At 54.2% G+C, this 18,628-nt stretch carries 19 protein-coding genes and 1 tRNA gene; 15 read left to right on the top strand and 5 right to left on the bottom strand.

Going from position 1 to position 18,628, the window contains the following annotated elements; translation table 11 throughout:
• The first annotated feature begins 17 nt into the window (after positions 1 to 17).
• From B7994_RS06580 to B7994_RS06595, 4 genes are read left to right on the top strand one after another with little or no spacing between them, the layout of a single operon-like run.
• Entirely contained in the window at positions 18 to 803 is a 786-nt protein-coding gene (locus tag B7994_RS06580) for a hypothetical protein (RefSeq protein WP_088637672.1), read from the top strand.
• Positions 804 to 860: 57 nt separating this feature from the next.
• On the top strand, positions 861 to 1,382 hold the full coding sequence (gene yidD, locus B7994_RS14170) for a membrane protein insertion efficiency factor YidD (RefSeq protein ID WP_198957832.1): 522 nt from the start codon (positions 861 to 863) through the stop codon (positions 1,380 to 1,382).
• A 29-nt stretch (positions 1,383 to 1,411) separates the two neighbouring features.
• Entirely contained in the window at positions 1,412 to 2,566 is a 1,155-nt protein-coding gene (locus B7994_RS06590) for an SPFH domain-containing protein (protein ID WP_088637673.1), read from the top strand.
• A 16-nt stretch (positions 2,567 to 2,582) separates the two neighbouring features.
• Positions 2,583 to 3,272, top strand: a complete 690-nt coding sequence (locus tag B7994_RS06595) for a hypothetical protein (RefSeq protein ID WP_088637674.1) — start codon at positions 2,583 to 2,585, stop codon at positions 3,270 to 3,272.
• A gap of 17 nt (positions 3,273 to 3,289) precedes the next feature.
• Here B7994_RS06595 and B7994_RS06600 read toward each other — a convergent pair whose 3' ends face one another.
• The gene (locus B7994_RS06600; RefSeq protein ID WP_088637675.1) at positions 3,290 to 5,890 is read right to left on the bottom strand and encodes an RNA helicase; all 2,601 of its coding nucleotides are present in this window, start codon (positions 5,888 to 5,890) and stop codon (positions 3,290 to 3,292) included.
• A gap of 78 nt (positions 5,891 to 5,968) precedes the next feature.
• On the opposite strand from B7994_RS06600, the gene rfbA reads away from it, so the two are divergent.
• From rfbA to B7994_RS06630, 6 genes are read left to right on the top strand one after another with little or no spacing between them, the layout of a single operon-like run.
• Positions 5,969 to 6,856: a glucose-1-phosphate thymidylyltransferase RfbA gene (rfbA, locus tag B7994_RS06605; RefSeq protein WP_088637676.1), complete on the top strand. Its 888-nt coding sequence runs from the start codon at positions 5,969 to 5,971 to the stop codon at positions 6,854 to 6,856.
• Between the two features lie 3 nt (positions 6,857 to 6,859).
• The gene (locus B7994_RS06610) at positions 6,860 to 7,996 is read left to right on the top strand and encodes a dTDP-glucose 4,6-dehydratase (RefSeq protein ID WP_088637677.1); all 1,137 of its coding nucleotides are present in this window, start codon (positions 6,860 to 6,862) and stop codon (positions 7,994 to 7,996) included.
• A complete protein-coding gene (rfbC, locus tag B7994_RS06615; protein ID WP_088637678.1) occupies positions 7,996 to 8,559 on the top strand; it encodes a dTDP-4-dehydrorhamnose 3,5-epimerase in 564 nt (187 codons plus the stop codon). Before B7994_RS06610 ends, rfbC begins: the two co-directional genes overlap by 1 nt.
• A 30-nt stretch (positions 8,560 to 8,589) precedes the next feature.
• Positions 8,590 to 9,033 (top strand): low molecular weight protein-tyrosine-phosphatase, encoded by a 444-nt coding sequence (locus B7994_RS06620; protein WP_088637679.1) that lies wholly within the window; start codon positions 8,590 to 8,592, stop codon positions 9,031 to 9,033.
• Positions 9,033 to 10,154, top strand: coding sequence for a polysaccharide biosynthesis/export family protein (locus B7994_RS06625; RefSeq protein WP_088637680.1), 1,122 nt, complete (start codon positions 9,033 to 9,035; stop codon positions 10,152 to 10,154). The genes B7994_RS06620 and B7994_RS06625 overlap by 1 nt, the downstream gene beginning before the upstream one ends.
• A gap of 27 nt (positions 10,155 to 10,181) precedes the next feature.
• Entirely contained in the window at positions 10,182 to 11,561 is a 1,380-nt protein-coding gene (locus tag B7994_RS06630) for a mannose-1-phosphate guanylyltransferase/mannose-6-phosphate isomerase (protein WP_088637681.1), read from the top strand.
• A 118-nt stretch (positions 11,562 to 11,679) separates the two neighbouring features.
• Here the strand turns inward: B7994_RS06630 and pheS are convergent, their stop codons facing one another.
• The 4 genes from pheS to B7994_RS06650 all read right to left on the bottom strand — a co-directional run bounded on the left by pheS (position 11,680) and on the right by B7994_RS06650 (position 15,671).
• Positions 11,680 to 12,702: a phenylalanine--tRNA ligase subunit alpha gene (gene pheS, locus B7994_RS06635; RefSeq protein WP_088628650.1), complete on the bottom strand. Its 1,023-nt coding sequence runs from the start codon at positions 12,700 to 12,702 to the stop codon at positions 11,680 to 11,682.
• Between the two features lie 170 nt (positions 12,703 to 12,872).
• On the bottom strand, positions 12,873 to 13,703 hold the full coding sequence (locus B7994_RS06640; RefSeq protein WP_088637682.1) for a hypothetical protein: 831 nt from the start codon (positions 13,701 to 13,703) through the stop codon (positions 12,873 to 12,875).
• Positions 13,687 to 14,232 carry a pyridoxamine 5'-phosphate oxidase family protein gene (locus B7994_RS06645; protein ID WP_088637683.1) on the bottom strand — a complete coding sequence of 182 codons (546 nt, stop codon included), beginning with the start codon at positions 14,230 to 14,232 and terminating at the stop codon, positions 13,687 to 13,689. Before B7994_RS06645 ends, B7994_RS06640 begins: the two co-directional genes overlap by 17 nt.
• The gene (locus tag B7994_RS06650) at positions 14,229 to 15,671 is read right to left on the bottom strand and encodes a toxin-antitoxin system YwqK family antitoxin (RefSeq protein WP_144063781.1); all 1,443 of its coding nucleotides are present in this window, start codon (positions 15,669 to 15,671) and stop codon (positions 14,229 to 14,231) included. The genes B7994_RS06645 and B7994_RS06650 overlap by 4 nt, the downstream gene beginning before the upstream one ends.
• A gap of 34 nt (positions 15,672 to 15,705) precedes the next feature.
• On the opposite strand from B7994_RS06650, the gene B7994_RS06655 reads away from it, so the two are divergent.
• The 5 genes from B7994_RS06655 to B7994_RS06675 all read left to right on the top strand — a co-directional run bounded on the left by B7994_RS06655 (position 15,706) and on the right by B7994_RS06675 (position 18,581).
• Positions 15,706 to 16,494 carry a hypothetical protein gene (locus B7994_RS06655; protein WP_233143092.1) on the top strand — a complete coding sequence of 263 codons (789 nt, stop codon included), beginning with the start codon at positions 15,706 to 15,708 and terminating at the stop codon, positions 16,492 to 16,494.
• Between the two features lie 54 nt (positions 16,495 to 16,548).
• Positions 16,549 to 17,034, top strand: a complete 486-nt coding sequence (locus tag B7994_RS06660) for a hypothetical protein (protein ID WP_144063782.1) — start codon at positions 16,549 to 16,551, stop codon at positions 17,032 to 17,034.
• A 3-nt stretch (positions 17,035 to 17,037) separates the two neighbouring features.
• Positions 17,038 to 17,799, top strand: a complete 762-nt coding sequence (locus B7994_RS14060) for a hypothetical protein (protein ID WP_158213097.1) — start codon at positions 17,038 to 17,040, stop codon at positions 17,797 to 17,799.
• Positions 17,800 to 17,851: 52 nt separating this feature from the next.
• A tRNA-Leu gene (locus B7994_RS06670) sits at positions 17,852 to 17,935 on the top strand.
• A gap of 49 nt (positions 17,936 to 17,984) precedes the next feature.
• Positions 17,985 to 18,581 carry a GNAT family N-acetyltransferase gene (locus B7994_RS06675; RefSeq protein WP_088637686.1) on the top strand — a complete coding sequence of 199 codons (597 nt, stop codon included), beginning with the start codon at positions 17,985 to 17,987 and terminating at the stop codon, positions 18,579 to 18,581.
• Positions 18,582 to 18,628 lie beyond the last annotated feature (47 nt).

The raw sequence follows: 18,628 nt of genomic DNA on the forward strand, positions 1-18,628 counted from the left end.
CTACAAAGGAGCATATTATGGGATTGCTAAATCTTCTCGGAAAAGGTGGCTCGGAAGAAGGACTTGCGGGTGAACTCTTCAACATGGAGTACCGCAAGAACGTCTTCAGAACGGATGACCAGAGAATGGCCGCCTTCTACTTCAGCGACGAAAACCTGGCTGAACCCAAGGGCTGCTTTGGGAAGAAGGAAGAAAAGGAGGAAGGAAAGGGCTGCTTCAAGAGCAAGATGCCTACCGTAGAAACCCGTCCGTACTTCGATGACGACAAGAAGGGCTGCTTTGGCAAGAAGTCCAAGCATTTCCTGTCTGATGCCGATTACGATGCCCTCGTGCAGAAGATCGTTGAAAAGGAAGACTTCAGGGCAAAGGCCTTGGAAGCTCTTCAGGTGGACGAGACGGAAGTCGCAGAAGCCGACCCGATTCATTTCGCGGGCTACATCTTTGACGATGCCAAGTTCAAGCTGGGCGACGACTTCTTCGTCCGTTCTACGGGCTGGAAGGAAACCTGGGTGTTCTTCAGCAAGACCTCCCTGCTGGCATACCAGTGCGTGTTCTATCTGGATGGCAACAGCAAGAAAGAAACGACATTTGAATACCAGTACAAGGACATTACGTCTGTGAAGGTGACCGAATCCCTTGATGAAACCATCGACAGGGAAGGCCGCTGGACGAAGAAGAGCTGCTTCTTTGAAGTCGTTGTCCCTGGTGACACGATGTCCTGTGCCTACACGGTTACGTCGGAAGAACAGGTTAATGGCGTCAAGGCCATGAAGGGCATGATTCGCGACAAGAAGAACAACTAAGGAATAGATTGGGAGAGCTCAACTCTACACGCTGGGGTTGGGCTCTCTATTTTTAGCATGTTTGAGAATAAGTCCATACATCCTGTTCTAGAGGATGGTGAAGAACCGCCAAGGAAGACGGAAGAAGAGATCGAAGCAGAAGACTACGTGCTGAACAAGGTCCTGGTGCGCCCGCATGTCACTATTTTTACCATGCTGAAGTGGTGCTTGATCTTCCTAAGTTCCGTTGTTGGGTTGACGAGCGTTTTATTCTACCTGTTTGACCATTACCTGGAACGTGTGCTTGCTGTTGCACAGCAGGAAATGTCAGCAAACCCCGAAAGGTTTTTTCTTGCTCTGGCATTGTTCTCGTTCCTGATAATGCTGTCGTTCTTTTTGAAAACTTTTTTGATAGGGCTTGTGCACGTCTATCAGCGCTTTTCGCCAGAGGAAAAACGCCGGTCGTGTCTCTTCAAGCCCACCTGCTCCGAATATGCCGTTCTGGCATTGAACAAGTATGGCGTAATGCGGGGTGTGCCAAAAATCATTGACAGATGTCGAAGATGTCATGGCAACAAGTATAGGATTGATTATCCGTAATCGTTTAAACAACAAAAAAAGGAAGAAACATGGGACTGTTTTCTAGAAATCCGAATGAAGCTGCCTACGCAGGCGGAAAGAAACATTGGGTTGATGTCATCAAGAATACCGGCGATGGCAACCTGCTACTTTGGCGCCAGCCGGAAGAAGACTTTAACACAAATTCGACCCTTATCGTGATGCCTGGTGAAGAAGCCATCTTCGTGAACCAGGGCGTAATCGAACAGGTCTTTGAAAACGGAACCTATAAGCTTTCGACCAACAACTATCCTTTCCTGAGCCGCCTGAGGAACGCCCTTTCCGGTGGTATCAGCACCTTCAACTGCGTGGTCTATTTTGTCCGCAAGGCCAGCAGCGTTGAAATCAAGTGGGGTACGGATTCGCCCATCCAGGTCCGCGATAAGGTCCTCCAGATTGCAACGAAGCTCCGTGCCCGCGGCTCCTACAAGATCCAGGTCGACAATTCGGCAAAGTTCCTGGAGACTATCGTCGGTAACAACATCCAGTGTGCCACACAGGAGGACATGAACAAGTTCTTCATCACGCAGTTCCAGAGCAAGATCAAGTCTGCTGTGGCTAAGGAACTGAGCGCAAGCGAGACGGAAGTTCTTGGGATTGACGCTCGTCTTGACGAGTTCTCCGAGCTTATCCAGCCCAAGGTCCATGAACTTCTGCAGGCTTACGGCCTGAAGTGCGCTGCTTTTGCGATTGCAGCAATCGACATCGACGACGAGAACGGCCTGCGTGAAAAGTATGACCAGATCGGCATGAAGCAGATCGAGACCATCAGGGGCGCACAGGCCCAGAAGGTCGCCCTCGATACGCTGGGCATTAATTGGGCCCAGCAGCAGTCGGCAGAAGTGCTTAAGGCGATGGCGTCCAACCCCGGAAGCGTTGCCGGGCAGATGGGTGCGGGCCTTGGCATGGGTGTCGCTGCTGCTAACGCATTTGGCAATATGGCCGCCCAGATGTTCAACCCGAATATTGCGCCGGGTATGCAGCCTGGAATGCAACCGGGCATGCAGCCGGGTATGCAGGCCCCTGCAGCGCCGGCTCCCACACCGGCTGCAGCCGCTCCGGATCCTATGGAAACGCTCGCTAAGCTAAAGAAGATGCTTGATGCCGGGCTGATCGAACAGGCCGAATACGATGCCAAGAAGGCGGAAATTCTAAGCTCGATGTAATAGAAGGAACTCTGTTATGACGAAGACTCTTTCACTTATTGTAAGCCTGGCGTTTCTGGTCGCTTTCAATATCATCTTCTTCTTTGCGACGGGGAGTGACCATTCGGCACCCGTGTGGACCTGCTACGCCTTTCTGCACATCGCCTGCATAGCGACCCTGGTCGTTCCGGTGGTTGAAGCGAAAGGGAAGACGGCGTACGAGTCCAAGCTCACGTCTCTTTCAATAGCATATGCCTACTATGCGGTTGAGTTTGTCCTTATGCTGGCGGTTCTGGCGTACGAGATGCTCATCGACAAGGAATTTGGCAATATAGTCGTCTTGCCGCTTCAGGTGATTGTGACGGTTGCCTGCGTTGTCATTCTTGCATCGAACTTGCTTATGAACGATACGATCGCTAAGAAGCAGGCCGTGCACGATGCCCAGAACAGCTTCATAAAGACAATCTCTGCAACACTGAAGTATATCGAGTCCATTGCTGCTGACCAGAAGCTGAAGGACAAGATCAACGATGTGTATACCATTGCGCATACAAGCCCCATCAAGACTTCTGAAAGCGTGAAGATTCAGGAAGATGAAATCGTGGGCCTGCTCAGTGAAATTGAAGGGAAGGTGGAAGCAAAGGACGATGCTGCAACCCTAGAGCTATTGGAAAAGGTTGTCAAGCTCCTGAATAAGCGAAACTTTGTCTTGAAAACACAGTATTAGGGGCGGCAGCCCGCTTCCTACGCTTCGCCGATTCTCGCGAGTTTCAAAAGCGGCATTCCCGCTTCGCGGCTATCGCTCAAACTGATATCGAAATCGATGCTCCAGTCGTTGAAATCCTCTTCGTCCTGGAGCATTTGCTGTACATGCATCGTGTCGCCTTCGTAAGTGACGATGGTGTGGGCAAGTGCGCGGCCTTCCACGTCCATGCGGAATTTGTGGTGCTCCGCAGTGTAGCTCGCCATGATTTCGAGTAGGCGCTTTTCGGTCCACGGCGTGCCTTTTGCATCGGCGAGCAGTTCGCCTTCGGCCAGGTCTTCGGCAAGGCTGTCGAGAACGTCTGCAAAATCCTGCTTGGCAAGGCTTCCCATAATCTGGAAAATGCGCTGGCGGACCATGTTGAGGAATCGCTTCTTGTCGTAGGTAATGTCGGCGGCGGCCTTGTCGGCACCGAAGGCCTTCTCGGCTTCGTCTTCGGCGGTACCTGCTTCCAGACGCTTCTGGTAGTCTTCGGGGTGCGCCATCTTTTCCCATTCTTCCAGCAGGCTCGAGTCGACGCGACGGATCATGTCGCCCAGGTAGTCCTGCATCTCGAGGAGTTCCTCGTTCTTGTAGCCGTCAGGAACGGTTTGCGAAAGGACCTTGTACACGTAGTTCAGGTGGCGCAACAGGATGGCTTCCATGCGCTGCAGGTTGTACTGCTTCACGTAACCGCTGAACGTGCTGAAGTTCTCAAACATTTCGCGTACGATGCTCTTGGGCTCTACGTTCACGTCGACCCACGGGTGAACTTCCGCAAAGGCGTTGAACGTATCGTAAATGAAGTCGCGCAGCGGCTTGGGGTATTCGACCTTGTCGAGTTCCTCGAGCCTCTGGTTGTATTCCATGCCTTGCGCCTTAAGCTCGTTCATGCGGGCGTCGCGTGCCTTGCTTAACTGGATGCGCAGAATCGCCTCGGGATTTTCAACGATGCTTTCGCACAAAGTAATTACATCGAGCGCGTACTCCGGCGAATCCTTGTCGAGTTTCGGGAGCGTGTCCACCAGGTACAGCGAAAGCGGCTGGTTCATCGCGAAGTCGTCCTGCAGGTTCATGTTTACGCGCAGGTGGCTGTAACCTGGAGCGACTGCGGGGACGAACTCCACGATTTTCTTTTCCACCAGGCTGCGGAACAGCATGAAGGCGCGGTGCTGCAACTGCTTCTTGCTCGCCGCGCTCTCGTGGCAGTCCTTCAAAAGATTCCGCATGGCGCGGCAGCCGTCGGTCTCGCGGCTCAGTATGTTCAGGAGCATCCCGTGGTCTACGCGGAAGCTCGAGGTGAGCGGTTCGGGCTGGGCGTCAATCAGGCGCTTGTATGTATTCTCGTCGAAGGGCACATAGCCGTGCTCGGGCGGTTTGCGCTTCTGGAACTTCTTTCCGGTCTGGCGGCTTTTGGCCTCGAGTTTCAAGTTCTCGATAACATGCTCGGGAGCCTGCGCCACCACGTAGCCAACGTCGTCGAATCCCTTGCGGCCGGCGCGTCCCGCAATCTGGTGGAAGTCGCGTGCAGTGAGAATTGCGGTCTTGTCGCCGCTGTACTTGCAGAGCTGCGTAAAGAGTACCGTGCGGATTGGGACGTTCACGCCTACGCCGAGTGTGTCGGTGCCGCAGATGACTTTCAGCAAGCCTTTCTGTGCAAGCTTTTCACAGAGGATGCGGTACTTGGGCAGGAGCCCGGCATGGTGCAGGCCGATTCCCTGCTTAAGCCAGCGCTTGACATCGGGGCCATAGGGGCTACTGAAACGCACTTCCTTGATGGCCTCGTTTATTGCCTGCTTTTCTTCCTTGTTGCACAGGTCGAGGCTCATGAAGTTCTGCGCGTTGCTTGCGGCCGCGGCCTGCGTAAAGTGCACCACGTAAACGGGTGCCTTGCCTTCGTTTACAAGTTTCTGCACTTCGGTCGAAATCTCGGAGGTGCTGTAGCTGAAGTCGAGTGGTACGGGCCTCTGCGTAGAGCGTACGGTCACAGTCTCGCGCCCGGTATGCTTCGTGAGGTCGCGTTCGAAAAATTCTGTCGCGCCGACGGTCGCGCTCATCAGCAGAAATCTTGATTGCGGGAGTGTGAGGAGCGGTACCTGCCAGGCGACACCGCGTTCGCGGTCGGAGTAGTAATGGAACTCGTCCATTACCACGTCCATGATGTCGAGTTTTTCCCCCTCGTTGAGAGCCATGTTGGCAAGAATTTCCGCCGTGCAGCACAGGATGGGCGCATCGTGGTTCACGGTCGCATCGCCGGTCGAAAGCCCCACGTTCTCGGCGCCGAATTCCTTGCAGAGCGCCATCCACTTCTCGTTCACCAGCGCCTTGATGGGGCAGGTGTACACGCTCTTGCGGCCGTGTGCGATACTCTCGAAATGGAGCGCCAGCGCGACCATCGACTTGCCGCTACCCGTGGGCGTATTCAATATGACGTTCTTGCCGTCCAGGAGCTCGAGGATTGCCTCTTCCTGTGCGGGGTAAAGCGTTGTTCCGCGTGATTCCGCCCATTCCATGAAAGCTTCGAGCAAGTCCTCGGAGGCGACCTCTCCGTTTTTGGCTTGCGGTATAAAATCTTTCAGGGGTTTGCGGGCGTTTTCACTCATGCGCCTAAAGATAGTTTTTTTCTGAAAGTGCCGAATTTGTTACATTTTATAGTCAAGGCCCCAATAACAGGAAGCACTATGAAAGGAATCGTACTTGCCGGAGGCTCCGGAACCCGTCTTTATCCGCTGACCATGGTCACGAGTAAGCAACTCTTGCCCGTTTATGACAAGCCGATGATTTACTATCCGCTGTCGACGCTGATGCTTGCGGGTATCCGTGATATCCTGATTATTTCTACCCCGACGGACTTGCCAAATTTCGAGCGCCTGCTCGGTGACGGTTCCGCGATGGGCCTCAACCTGAGTTACAAGGTGCAGCCGAGCCCCGATGGCCTTGCGCAGGCGTTTATCCTGGGCGAGGAATTCATCGGCAACGACTGCTGCGCGATGGTCCTGGGTGACAACATCTTCTATGGTAATGGCTTCAGCCCGCTCCTGAAGGCTGCGGTGAAGAATGCCGAAGAAAAGGGGCGCGCGAGCGTGTTTGGCTACTACGTCGAAGACCCGGAACGTTTCGGCGTGGTGGAATTCGACAAGAGTGGCAAGGTGATTTCGGTGGAAGAAAAGCCGAAGGAACCCAAGAGCAACTATGCGATTACGGGCTTGTACTTCTACGACAACCGTGTTGCCGGATTCGCGAAGGCCCAGAAGCCCAGCGCCCGCGGCGAGCTCGAGATTACCGACCTCAACAAGACGTATCTCGACAGGGGCGAACTCGACGTAAAACTGCTCGGTCGTGGATTCGCGTGGCTCGATACCGGAACTATGGATAGCCTCATCGAGGCGGGCGAGTTCGTGAAGATGGTCGAGAACCGCCAGGGCATCCAGATTAGCGCAGTCGAGGAAATCGCCTACGTGAACGGCTGGATTACCAAGGAAAAACTGCTGGAATCTGCGGCCAAGTACGGCAAGTCGCCATATGGCCAGCATCTGCGCAAGGTTGCCGAAGGAAAGATAAGGTATTAGTCTATGAAACGTTCTATTGTGATTACCGGCGGTGCGGGCTTTATCGGGAGCCATGTGGTTCGCCTTTTCGTGAACAAGTATCCCGAATACAAGATTATCAACCTCGACAAGCTTACGTATGCGGGCAACCTCGCGAACCTCAAGGACATCGAAGGCAAGCCGAACTACAAGTTCGTGAAGATGGACATCTGCGACTTCGACGCGTTCTACAAGCTTATGCAAGATGAACAGGTCGACGGCATCATCCACCTGGCTGCCGAAAGCCATGTGGACCGTTCCATCAAGGACCCGTTCACCTTCGCGAAGACGAACGTGATGGGCACTCTCTCCCTGTTGCAGGCTGCGAAACTCTACTGGGAAAGTCTCCCGGAAAAGTACGAAGGCAAGCGCTTCTATCATATTTCTACCGACGAAGTTTACGGTGCCTTGAAGATGAATCACCCGGAAGGCATTACGCCCCCGTTCACCACGACGGCCTCCAGTTCCGAGCATCACCTGGCCTACGGCGACGACTTCTTCTACGAGACCACTAAGTACACGCCGCACTCCCCGTATTCTGCTAGTAAGGCGGGCTCCGACCACTTTGTTCGCGCGTTCCACGACACCTACGGCATGCCGACCATCGTGACGAACTGCTCCAACAACTATGGTCCGTACCAGTTCCCCGAAAAGCTGATCCCGCTGTTCATCAACAACATCCGCCACAAGAAACCGCTGCCTGTTTACGGCAAGGGCGAAAACGTTCGCGACTGGCTCTTCGTAGAAGACCACGCCCGCGCCATCGACGTGATTTTCCACAACGGCAAAATTGCCGAAACCTACAACATCGGCGGGTTCAACGAATGGAAGAACATCGACATCATCAAGGTCGTGATTAAGACCGTCGACAAGCTCCTCGGCCGTGCCGAAGGCGAAGACCTGAACTTGATCACCTACGTGACGGACCGCCTGGGCCACGATGCCCGCTACGCCATCGATTCCACCAAGCTCCAGAAGGAGTTGGGCTGGGAACCGAGCCTGCAGTTCGAAGAAGGCATCGAGAAGACCGTGCGCTGGTACCTCGACAACCAGGAATGGCTGGACAATATCACGAGCGGTGATTACGAAAAGTATTACGAAAAAATGTACGGAAACAGATAATGGGAAAATTCAACTTCATCAAAACCTCTATCGAGGGCGTGACGATTATCGAGCCGACGGTCTTTGGCGACCAGCGCGGCTACTTCATGGAAACCTACAACAAGGGCGAATTTGACGCTGCCGGCTTGAACATGGTATTCGTGCAGGACAACGAATCCAAGAGCAAGAAGGGCGTGCTACGCGGGCTCCATTTCCAGAAGAAGAACCCGCAGGGCAAACTTGTCCGCGTGATTGATGGCGAAGTCTTCGATGTGGCGGTGGACCTGCGCAAGGGTAGCCCCACGTTCGGCAAGTGGGAAGGCGTTGTGCTTTCTTCCGAGAACAAGAAGCAGTTCTACATTCCCGAAGGCTTCGCGCATGGCTTTGTGGTGCTCAGCGAGACGGCGACATTTGTCTACAAGTGTACCCGCCTTTACGACCCGAAAGACGAAGGCGGCCTCATGTGGAACGACCCCGCGATAGGCATCAAGTGGCCCGTGGGCAACGGTTTCGAACCGCTCCTCTCCGAGAAGGACACGAAGAACCCGCTCCTTAAGGACTTGGGCTTCGCTTTCGAACTGTAACCGATGCGCAATTTTCTATTTTAGTCTATAATGAAGAACATTCTTGTTGTTTGTACTGGAAACATCTGCCGTAGCCCTACGGGAGAATACCTTCTCAAGAAGGGGCTCGGGGATGGATATAATGTGATGAGTGCGGGGCTGGGGGCCCTTGTCGATCATCCTGCTCACGAGATTAGCCAGAAGATTGCCATGGAACATGGCGTAGATATGAGTGCGCATCGCGCCCGCCAGATTAATCTGGACATCCTTAAGTGGGCAGACCTGATTTTGGTGATGGAAAACGGACATAAGAGGGAACTTTTGCATAAGTATCCCTGGCTCGAAGGCAAGGTGTTTCGCTATGGCGAAGCACAGCAGGTGGACGTACCGGACCCATACCGCCGTCCTGAAAATGCTTTCGTGCTGGCATGGAACTTTATATCAAAGCTTACTCCCTACTGGGTTGAAAAAATCAAACAGAGCGAGGACAAATAATGAAGAAGTTGAACGGTTTGATGGCTGGGGTGGCTGTCGCCCTGACTGGGTGCTCCATGGGGCCCCACATGCAGATGTCGCTTCCGTCGGATTCCGCAGAGTATAATGGGGCGAAGGTGTTCATCCATTCTATCGAGCAGGGTGAATTTACTGCCGGTGCCGCCACCGATACCGAGAGTGCCGACAACAATGCGCTTTCCGATCTGATTGTCGATTCTCTGCCGAACTTGGAATACCGCATCGGTCCTCTGGACATGGTTCAGGTGGTTGTCTGGGAACACCCCGAACTGACGTCCCCGATGGGCCAGTACCAGCCTGCCGGCCAGCGCGTGACGACGGATGGAACGCTTTTCTACCCCTATGCGGGCGAAATCAAGGCTGCCGGCCTCACCGCCCAGGAACTGCGTGCCGAAATCACGAAGCGCCTTTCTGACAAGATCTTGAACGACCCGCAGGTCGATGTCCGCGTTACGGGCTACAACAGCCTCAAGGCGTTTGTCTCCGGTGCTGTGAACAAGCCGGGCTATGTCGCCTTTAACGAAAATCCGATGACGATTCCTACGGCTATCGCTGCCGTGGGCGGCTTTGCCGAAGAGGCCGACCCTGCCATGCTGCAGTTGCGCCGTGGCGACAAGGTCTACAATATCAATTATCTCGACGCTTTCAAGTCGAATCTCCCGCTTGACCGTATCTTGCTCAAACCCGACGACCAGATCTTCATCCCGACTCTTACCGAAACGCAGAAAGAGAATCGCGTATTCGTGTTGGGCGAAGTGAATCGCGTGGGTGCCGTGAACGTGAATCAGGGTAAGCTCTCTCTGGTGGAAGCCCTGGCAAATGCCGGTGGCCTGCAGACGACGTATGCATCTTCTAGGTCTGTCTATGTCATCCGCAACACTTCTGAAAAGCAGATTGACGTGTTCCATCTGGATGCAAAGAATGCGATGGCCCTGGCTATGGCCGAACGGTTCAACCTGAATCCGCGCGATATCGTGTATGTCGATGCTTCTGGTCTTGCAACTTGGAACCGCATTGTCAACCTGATTCTCCCGACCGTCAACGGTGTGTACGGTGGTATCGGTGCGGCACGCAACATAGAACTTATAATGAACGGCAAGTAGGGCCGATAACGATAGAGGTTTAGTGTTATGATTAACCTGATTCTTTGTGGTGGTTCGGGCACGCGCCTTTGGCCCGTGAGCCGTTCCCTGATGCCCAAGCAGTTTGCGCCGCTTTTCGACGGGCAGTCCCTGTTCCGCAAGACGGTCGTCACGAACTCCGCCGTGTGCGAGTCGCAGTTCATTGTCAGCAACGCCGACCAGTTCTTCCTCGCGAAGGACCAGCTCGAAGCCGAAGGCCACAAGGGTAGCAAGTTCCTGCTGGAACCCGTGGGCCGCAACACCGCGCCAGCGATTGCGCTTGCTTGCCTTACCATGAAGCCCGATACCATCGTGCTCGTGTCCCCCTCGGACCACGTGATCCGCAAGAAGGACGAGTACAAGAAGGTCCTGCTCCGTGCGCAGGAACTTGCCGAGGCCGGCAACCTGGTGACCTTCGGCATTACGCCGACCAGCCCCGAGACCGGTTACGGCTACATCGAGGCCGACGGCGAGAACGTGAAGCGTTTCGTGGAGAAGCCTGACCTCGCGACTGCCGAGAAGTACCTGGTGGCAGGCAACTTCTACTGGAACAGCGGCATCTTCTGCTTCAAGGCAAAGACCTTCCTCGAGGAACTCAAGAAGTATTCCCCGGACATTCTCACCGCATCGAAGGCTGCGCTCGACAAGGCCTTGGTCGAAGAAGGCGAACCCATCCGCATCGACCGCGACGACATGCTCGCCATCCCGAGCAACTCCATCGACTATGCCGTGATGGAAAAGTCCAAGAAGGTGAAGGTCGTGCCGAGCGACATTGGCTGGAGCGACCTTGGAAGTTTTGATAGTTTGTACGGAGAATACCCGCACGATAACAATGGCAACAACGTGAACCCGCGCCACATTGCGGTGGGCTCCAAGAACTCCCTCGTGCTGGGAACGCAGCGTGCCATCGCGACAATCGACCTCGACAAGATGCTCATCGTCGATACTCCGGACGCTCTCCTTGTGGCACCGCTTAGCAGCAGCCAGAAGGTGAAGAAAGTCGTTGAAGAACTCAAGGCCCGCGGCTCCGACCTTATCAACGTTCCGCAGACTGTTAGCCGCCCGTGGGGTACGTACTCCGTGCTCGAATCCAGCGAACGCTACAAGATGAAGCGCATCGTGGTCAAGCCGGGCAAGCGCCTCAGCCTGCAGAAGCACCTGCACCGTTCCGAGCACTGGGTCGTGGTGAGCGGTACCGCCACCTGTACCGTCGGCGACAAGGTTTTCTACGTGCGCCCGAACGAATCGACCTACATCCCGGTGGGTGAAGTTCACCGCCTGCAGAACGAAGGCAAGCTCCCGCTCGTCATCGTTGAAGTTCAGGTGGGCGAATACACCGGCGAGGACGACATCATCCGCGTGGAAGACGACTTCCACCGCTGCAAGTAACACGCGTCATCCCTGCACAACAATTGTCATCCCCGCGAAGGCGGGGATCTTTTTTATTGATCTTTTTATACAAGAAAAGCGGGCCGCAAAGCCCGCTTCTTTCATACTGTCTTTCCAGCTAGAACTGGCTCAGGAATCTCTGGTCGTTGCTCGTCAGCAAACCGATTTCCGGAATCGCGTGGCGCAGCATGGCGATACGGTCAAGACCGAAACCGAAAGCGAAGCCCGTGTACTTCTCGGAATCAATGCCGCAGTTCTTGAACACGTTCGGGTCCACAGAACCGCAACCGCCGATTTCCATCCAGCCGGTTCCCTTGCAGCGACGGCAACCCTTGCCACCGCAGAACACGCAGCTCACGTCCATTTCGGCAGACGGCTCCGTGAACGGGAAGAAGCTCGGGCGGAAACGCGTCTTGACGCCTTCGCCGAAAAGTTTGTTCATGAACACCTGGAGCACGCCCTTGAGGTCTGCAAAGCTGATGTTCTCGTCGACCACGAGGCCTTCGCACTGCTGGAACATCGGGGCGTGGGTCGCATCGTTATCGACGCGGAACACGTGGCCCGGAGCAATCATGCGGAACGGCGGCTTGTGCGTTTCCATGTAGTGGATCTGCGTGCCAGAAGTATGCGTACGCAGCATCACCTTGTCGTCCACGTAGAACGTGTCCTGCATGTCGCGGCTCGGGTGGTCGGGCGGCGTATTCAAGGCTTCGAAGTTGTACCAGTCCGTCTCGATGTCGCGACCGAAGTCCACCTCGAAACCCATCTGGCTGAAGAAGTCGATAATCTCTTCGCGCACGTCGTAAAGCGGATGCGTGCTGCCCGCCGGAATGCCTGCACCCGGGAGCGTGGTATCTACAAAGCCGCTTTCCAGCTTCTTCTGGAGCGCAGCCTGGTTCGCGGTCTCGATAGCCTTGTCGATGGCCTCGGAGACGGCGACCTTAAGTTCGTTCACGAGCTTGCCGTAAGCCGGACGTTCCTCGGCGCTGAGCGTGCCCATCTGCTTCATGAGGTCGGTGACGGCCCCCTTCTTGCCCAGGTACTTCACGCGGAGATTGTTGACGGCTTCTTGGTTCGTAAGGTCGGTCTGCGCAAGTTCTGCGTCAAACGCCTGCTTCACATTGTTAATAGCTTCACTCATAGTGGCCTCAAAGATAGAAAAATAATGGGAAAGGGGGAGGTCTCCCCCTCGCTTCTGCCCCATGTCATCCCCGCCCATTCGACATGCTCAGGGCAGGCTCCGGCGGGGATCTCCTTGTGGCATCCGCTACTCCCTCGCCTAGGGGGCCTGCCCCCTAAGACCCCCAAAAACTATTGCGGTCGAATTGTCGTTTTATCTTTGTCCAACACATCCTTTAGAATTTTATTGATTTTTTCGAGTAATTCTTTATCTTTTATGATAAGGTGATCTCTAGCTGAAAGTGGCTGAATAAATGTGCGTTCTCGACGAGGCGGTACTTCTAACTCCAAAGTCTTATATATATCTTGGATTAAAATCGCTACATCACTATAGTCAAATTTGTTTTCATCAAAGTCGCTTGAAAATGCGATGGTGAGGTATGCAAATCCTTCGTCTTTTATCATCTGCATCAGCGGCTTGTAGGTTCGAACTTTATTCAAGAAGGTTTCTCTATTATCATCAGGTTCTGCGATTCTATTCGGGTCCAAAATAATGAAAATATCGGTTGTATCAGATTTCGATACATGACGAGATATATGCAGTTCCTTAAGAACTTTATCGAATATGGATAAAGGGGCAACGACAATTTTATCGGCCCTGTGCTGTGTGAGCTTGTGCTTCAGATGGGGAGGCCATATCCCGCCTTCGCCGCGGCCAACGGCTGAATAGATTTCGCCGTTCTCATCGACAATCACGCTATCCAGCATGCCGTTCTTTTCGGAATAAAGCGCCCATACGATGTGTCCGGCATCATCTTCTTTTTCTTTGTGAAGCGAAATGTAGCGGCTCTCATACAAATCGGGTGCTGCTCTGTAATAAAAATCTTTAGTCCACCCTCCGAGTGCGTATATGGCCATATAGTTCTTTGTAACATACAAAGTAAGATTTAGCATTTGTTCCGCCCAACAGAGGGCAGAACATGCCAAGGCTAACGCCAATATTTTACTAGCACTTTTGAGCATTGTCGTTTTTCGCCTTCCCGGTAAAGTTCGTGCTCGTTATCTTGAGGACGGTCACGGCGGCGGCCTGCGCGGGCGTGAATTCGAACTTGTGCGGGGTCGCGTGCATAGGTTGCGCGGAACTTGAACCGTGCGCGGCTCCTGCGGCCTGCCGTTCCATCAGGAGTGAGAGCCCGCGGCATTTCTCGGCGCTATCCTCGACGATTTCGGCCTTGCCCTGCCCGACAACGCTCGCGTAAAAGCGCCCGCTCTTGCAATAAACATCTTCGTGAATCTCGATGCGGTTCTCGACGCACATGCTGAACGCCACATTCGGATTCTTGCGGATGCAGTCGAGTTTTTTGCCGACATGCGCGCAGTGGAAGTACAGTTCCAGGACGCCATCCTCCAGGCTATACCCGAACGACATCGGAATCACGTAGGGCATGCCCGCATCCGCATCGTCCACCATCGCAATGTGGCAGGTCGTGCACTGCTCGATAATTTTTGCGATATTCTCGTCGCCTGTAACTTCTCTATCCTTGCGTCTCATTTTTCTCCCGGTATGTGCATGATTACGGGCCGGTTCTTGCCGGCCTCTGTTTTATGTATCGTGAGCTTGCCGGTGCTGTCGTAACCGAATTGTTCGCCGACGCGTTCCCCGTTCACGTAGTTGAGGCTGTCTTTCAAGATTCCGTTCGGGTACCAGTTGCGCCATACGCCGTGCCGTTTGGATTCGCCTTCGACGGAAGGGTTTCCCCAAAAGCCTTCGCTAGCCATTCCGCCGCCCATGCTGTCGGGGTAGAAACTGCGGCTAACAAGGAGAATCGGTCCACTGTCTTTCCATTCTGGATTGTCGCTAAAATCCCAGTATTCCTCATAGAGCAACTTGTGATCCGGCTTTATGTAACGGACGTTGGCCTTGTATTTGCCGATGCTCTGCGTGAAGGCGTCTTTCTGGCTCAAGGTGCTGCTGTCCAAGGTGCCGTAGGGGTTTGCAAATTGAACAAATGAAGTTTCAGCGCAAAAATGTTTGGTGGATTCTTCGCATAGTCCGTAGACGATTCCGTCCCATCCGAAATGGGTATGGTTTTTGAACACCGTTTCCCTGAGTAGGTTTCCGTGCTCGTCAAACCATGAAACTCGGGATGGGGAGTAGCCGCAATCATCGGCATGGTACTCCACTTTCTTTATGATAGAACCATCCGCCCTATAGAGTGCTGTGGGGAACAAATCGGAACCGCATTCTAAATCGTCTATGAGGCCCTCTTCGCGGATTTTGGCGTTGTTACAGTTTTCGGCAGAAGAATCTGGGGTGCCATACGATTCATAGTATAGTTTGTACTTGCCTTGTTTTTTGCCCATGAAGCATTCATAGTCTTCAAGGATTTTGCAGTCTCGACTATAGTGTTTGAGGAATCCGGGTGTTGGTTGTAGTTTGTCAAAATCGGTTTCTTCTTCGTTGTGACAGTTGCTGTTTTCTTCGGCAAGCACGCCATTCTCATGCCATTTTTTCCATACGCCTGTAGGGTTCCCGTTGTCGTCGTAGTGTTCCTCAAAAGCCTTGTTCCCGTTGAAGTGCCAACCTTCCCAGTCGCCCACGGGGTGGTCGTCCTTGTAGTGTCGCACGGATTCTTTGCGGCGGGAGTTCAGCCGTTCTACGAAGTAGCTTGTCCACGTCCCTTCGCGCTTGCCGTTCTTGTATTCGCCGTCGAGCGCTACGTCGCCGAGTACGGTCCAGCGCTTGATGCTGCCATGCGGTACGCCGTTCTTGTACTGGATCTCGAATTCCTTGATGCCATTGTCGTACCACTCGTTGCGCTTGAGAATTTCGCCGTCGGGGTACACCCACACGGAGGTTTTCTTTGTACCGTTCACGTGTTTTTCGACAATCTGCTCTTCGGCATGCTCGATGGTGCAGCAGCAAAGCCCGCCACAGATGCCCAAAAGCGGTAAAAACGTCAAAAATGTCGAAAAAAACTTCCCGCGCATGCCCATCAAAGTAGAAAAAAGGTAATTTCTAGTCGTGGACGAAAATAAAAATAGGACCATCGCCGATACCTTTAACGCGAAGCTCAAGACTCCGTGGGTTTGGCTGATTATCTTGCTTACGCTCGGGCTTACGGCGCTGTTCTATATTTCCCAGAAGCCGGACATCATAGTTTATTCGCGCTATATCAAGTCGCTTTCCGACTACCAACTCATGGACATGGAACTCATGCGCTCCATGAATGCCGTCCGGTGCGGCTACACGAACGATACCATGAAGGTGCTTTCGCAGTCCATGTCGCTGCGTGAACTTGCAGTGTCGTTCTCGCGCGAGATGGATACCTTCTCGTCTCAGGGAGTTGCTGCGCCTCCTCCCTATTCGGTTCACGAATTTGAACGCCGCGTGCTTTCGAAGGTGGCCGGCGTGCGCCGTTACCTGCCTGTCCGTCGTGCGTGGTTCGATTCCTTCGACAAGATTTACGCCGAAGCGGTGTTCCTGCCGGGCAACGTCTCGTACCCGCTGCTTGCGGTGCTTGATTCTGCGCGCTACGGGTTCCCGGTAACGCTCCCGCAGGGCCTCGATATTCCCGATTCGCTAGCCCTTCGCATCAAGGGCCTCCTGGACGAGAACGTGGAACTCGCCCTTGCCTGGAACCGCCTCGACAACCACGAGACCGTGCTAGCGAGCGAAGACCTCATACAGTTTTTCCAGCAAGAAAGCCTGAACGAGATTACCTTGAAGGCGAAGATACCTTTGGTGTTCTATTTCCTTACTTTGGTCCTGCTGCTCTCGACATTCTTTTTTATATTCAGGTCCAAAAACTAGTTTGTTATGCCTTTCTTTTTTCAATCGCGTAAATACGTTTATCTGAACACGTCTTTGTTGTTCCTGCTGATTATTGCGTGGTGCGTCTCGAGTACGCATCTCGTGGTGCGCAGCTTTATAGCCGAGCCCCATCTTTTTTATGGCACGCTTAGCCATGCCTCTATCCCGAGCCTCTTTGGCGGTACGAACATCCCGTTCCTGGACAAGACGTATTTCCAGATAAACGGGGACAAGGATGCGACCTTCATTCTCTACAGTTCGCAGGAACTGAACGACGACCTTTCGGAATGGTTCAGTTTTGCAAGCCCCGATGCGGCCCAGATCCCGCTAGAAATATGGGCTGCGCGCGTTACCGACAAGGTGTACGTGGTGCAGTCGATATCTACGAAGGATGGCGGGCTGGAATGGGAAGAGATTGCGGACTATCAGATCGAGCACTTGCTGGTGGTCGCGGGGATAGTCCTTTTCAGCTTTATCGGGATGGTCGTTTTCCTTGTCTTGGGAATCAAGACGAAAAAGCGTCTCGTGCGTCGGGTATAGACCATGCGTAGGCTTGTCGCGCTGTTCGTAGCCTTGACTTGTTGCGTAAGCGCCTGGGCGGGCGGCAGGCCAGACTCGCTCACGGTTCAGTTCATCGATCAAGAGAGCAAAATGTTCGTCAAGAGCGCGACGGGCGTGTGGTGGCCGCCACAACCGAAATCTTCCAAGGCGAGTTTCCCGCATCATGCGGCAAAGTCCAGTGTCGTCGTGTGGTTCCATGGCGGCATGACAAGTGGTAACTGCGAGAAGGGCTATGTTGCGGGCGACGACTTCGCAAAGCTTTTCCCGAATGTAGTCGTGGTGAGCGCATCGGCGTGCAGGGACAGGCACTGGGCTACGGGAGCGATGTTGGCTGCTGTCGATGCCGCGCTGGATTCGGTCGGTGCACGTCGTGGCTCGCCGGTGGGCGAAGTCTCGCTGGTCGGCGTCTCGGACGGGGCGCTGGGCGTGCTCGTCTATTCCATGCAGGGCAAGCGCCGCGTGAAGGATCGTCTGCTCGCAAGTTCGTTCGGCAAGTTGCTGGGCGAGGCCCGCATGCTTGCCGGTGCAAACTCCAGGATGCGCGATGGCAGGTGGCGCTTTTTGCAGGGCGGCAACGACAGGCTTTTCCCGGCGGGGGAGGCCAGGCCCTGGATAGAGGAATTCTGCAGGGAGGTCAAGGCGGACTGCATGCTCCGGTTTGACCCCGCAGGCGAGCACGACTGGTCGTACTGGCGCGAAAAGCACCTCGACTGGATACGGGATGCCGTCCAAACCAAGAAATAACTGCCCTACCCCTTGACAAAACGGGCGAATTTTTCAAAATTTGGTGCACCACGCGGATGTGGTGGAACTGGTAGACACGCTAGATTCAGGTTCTAGTGCCTGCAAGGGCATGAAGGTTCAAGTCCTTTCATCCGCACTGAAAACCCGCCGGATTCGTCCGGCGGTTTTTCTATATATGTACCCGCATGGAAGACTTCCTGACCGAAATACCCGATATCGCTATCGAAGGCGAGCGTGTTACGCTCCGCCTGCTGCACGGCCCCGATGCGCCCGCGCTCTACCCTGTGATAGATGGTAGTCGCGAATTCCTTGCCCGCCATCTGCCGTGGCCCGCGGAATGTACCAGCGTCGAGGATGTCGAGTCCCGCATCGACACGTGGGAAATCCAGGCCGACATGGCGAACGGTGCCTGCTGGGGCATCTTCGAGAAGGGCGCGGACAGTTTAAAACCGACGGACAGTTTAAAGCCTGTACTGGCCGGCGTTATCATGCTCGGCTGGATCCAGGCGCAGCACCGCTCCGCGAGCGTCAGTTACTGGCTGGGTGAACCGTTTACGGGGCGCGGTCTAGCAACCGAGGCGCTTCGCCTGCTTGCCCGCCATGCGTTTACGGAACTCGGCCTCAACCGGCTCGATATTTCGGCCTCGGTCAATAACCCCGCAAGCATTGCGGTCGCCACCCGTGCGGGCTTCTTGCCAGAGGGCACCTGCCGCGAGTACGAGTTCATCAACGGGCATTTCGAGGACCACCTGCGGTTTTCTCGCCTGGCGAAAGACCGCTGAAAACGGTTCGGTAGCCACAAAAATTGCCGAAATTCGCCTAAAAAAGC

This window comes from Fibrobacter sp. UWR2 (genome assembly GCF_002210285.1).
Lineage (GTDB): Bacteria > Fibrobacterota > Fibrobacteria > Fibrobacterales > Fibrobacteraceae > Fibrobacter.

Bases quoted from the DNA above. Each gene is read 5' to 3' on its own strand.
- B7994_RS06580 (WP_088637672.1), top strand. From the start codon at position 18: ATGGGATTGCTAAATCTTCTCGGAAAAGGTGGCTCGGAAGAAGGACTT.
- yidD (WP_198957832.1), top strand. From the start codon at position 861: ATGTTTGAGAATAAGTCCATACATCCTGTTCTAGAGGATGGTGAAGAA.
- B7994_RS06590 (WP_088637673.1), top strand. From the start codon at position 1,412: ATGGGACTGTTTTCTAGAAATCCGAATGAAGCTGCCTACGCAGGCGGA.
- B7994_RS06595 (WP_088637674.1), top strand. From the start codon at position 2,583: ATGACGAAGACTCTTTCACTTATTGTAAGCCTGGCGTTTCTGGTCGCT.
- B7994_RS06600 (WP_088637675.1), bottom strand. From the start codon at position 5,890: ATGAGTGAAAACGCCCGCAAACCCCTGAAAGATTTTATACCGCAAGCC.
- rfbA (WP_088637676.1), top strand. From the start codon at position 5,969: ATGAAAGGAATCGTACTTGCCGGAGGCTCCGGAACCCGTCTTTATCCG.
- B7994_RS06610 (WP_088637677.1), top strand. From the start codon at position 6,860: ATGAAACGTTCTATTGTGATTACCGGCGGTGCGGGCTTTATCGGGAGC.
- rfbC (WP_088637678.1), top strand. From the start codon at position 7,996: ATGGGAAAATTCAACTTCATCAAAACCTCTATCGAGGGCGTGACGATT.
- B7994_RS06620 (WP_088637679.1), top strand. From the start codon at position 8,590: ATGAAGAACATTCTTGTTGTTTGTACTGGAAACATCTGCCGTAGCCCT.
- B7994_RS06625 (WP_088637680.1), top strand. From the start codon at position 9,033: ATGAAGAAGTTGAACGGTTTGATGGCTGGGGTGGCTGTCGCCCTGACT.
- B7994_RS06630 (WP_088637681.1), top strand. From the start codon at position 10,182: ATGATTAACCTGATTCTTTGTGGTGGTTCGGGCACGCGCCTTTGGCCC.
- pheS (WP_088628650.1), bottom strand. From the start codon at position 12,702: ATGAGTGAAGCTATTAACAATGTGAAGCAGGCGTTTGACGCAGAACTT.
- B7994_RS06640 (WP_088637682.1), bottom strand. From the start codon at position 13,703: ATGCTCAAAAGTGCTAGTAAAATATTGGCGTTAGCCTTGGCATGTTCT.
- B7994_RS06645 (WP_088637683.1), bottom strand. From the start codon at position 14,232: ATGAGACGCAAGGATAGAGAAGTTACAGGCGACGAGAATATCGCAAAA.
- B7994_RS06650 (WP_144063781.1), bottom strand. From the start codon at position 15,671: ATGCGCGGGAAGTTTTTTTCGACATTTTTGACGTTTTTACCGCTTTTG.
- B7994_RS14060 (WP_158213097.1), top strand. From the start codon at position 17,038: ATGCGTAGGCTTGTCGCGCTGTTCGTAGCCTTGACTTGTTGCGTAAGC.
- B7994_RS06675 (WP_088637686.1), top strand. From the start codon at position 17,985: ATGGAAGACTTCCTGACCGAAATACCCGATATCGCTATCGAAGGCGAG.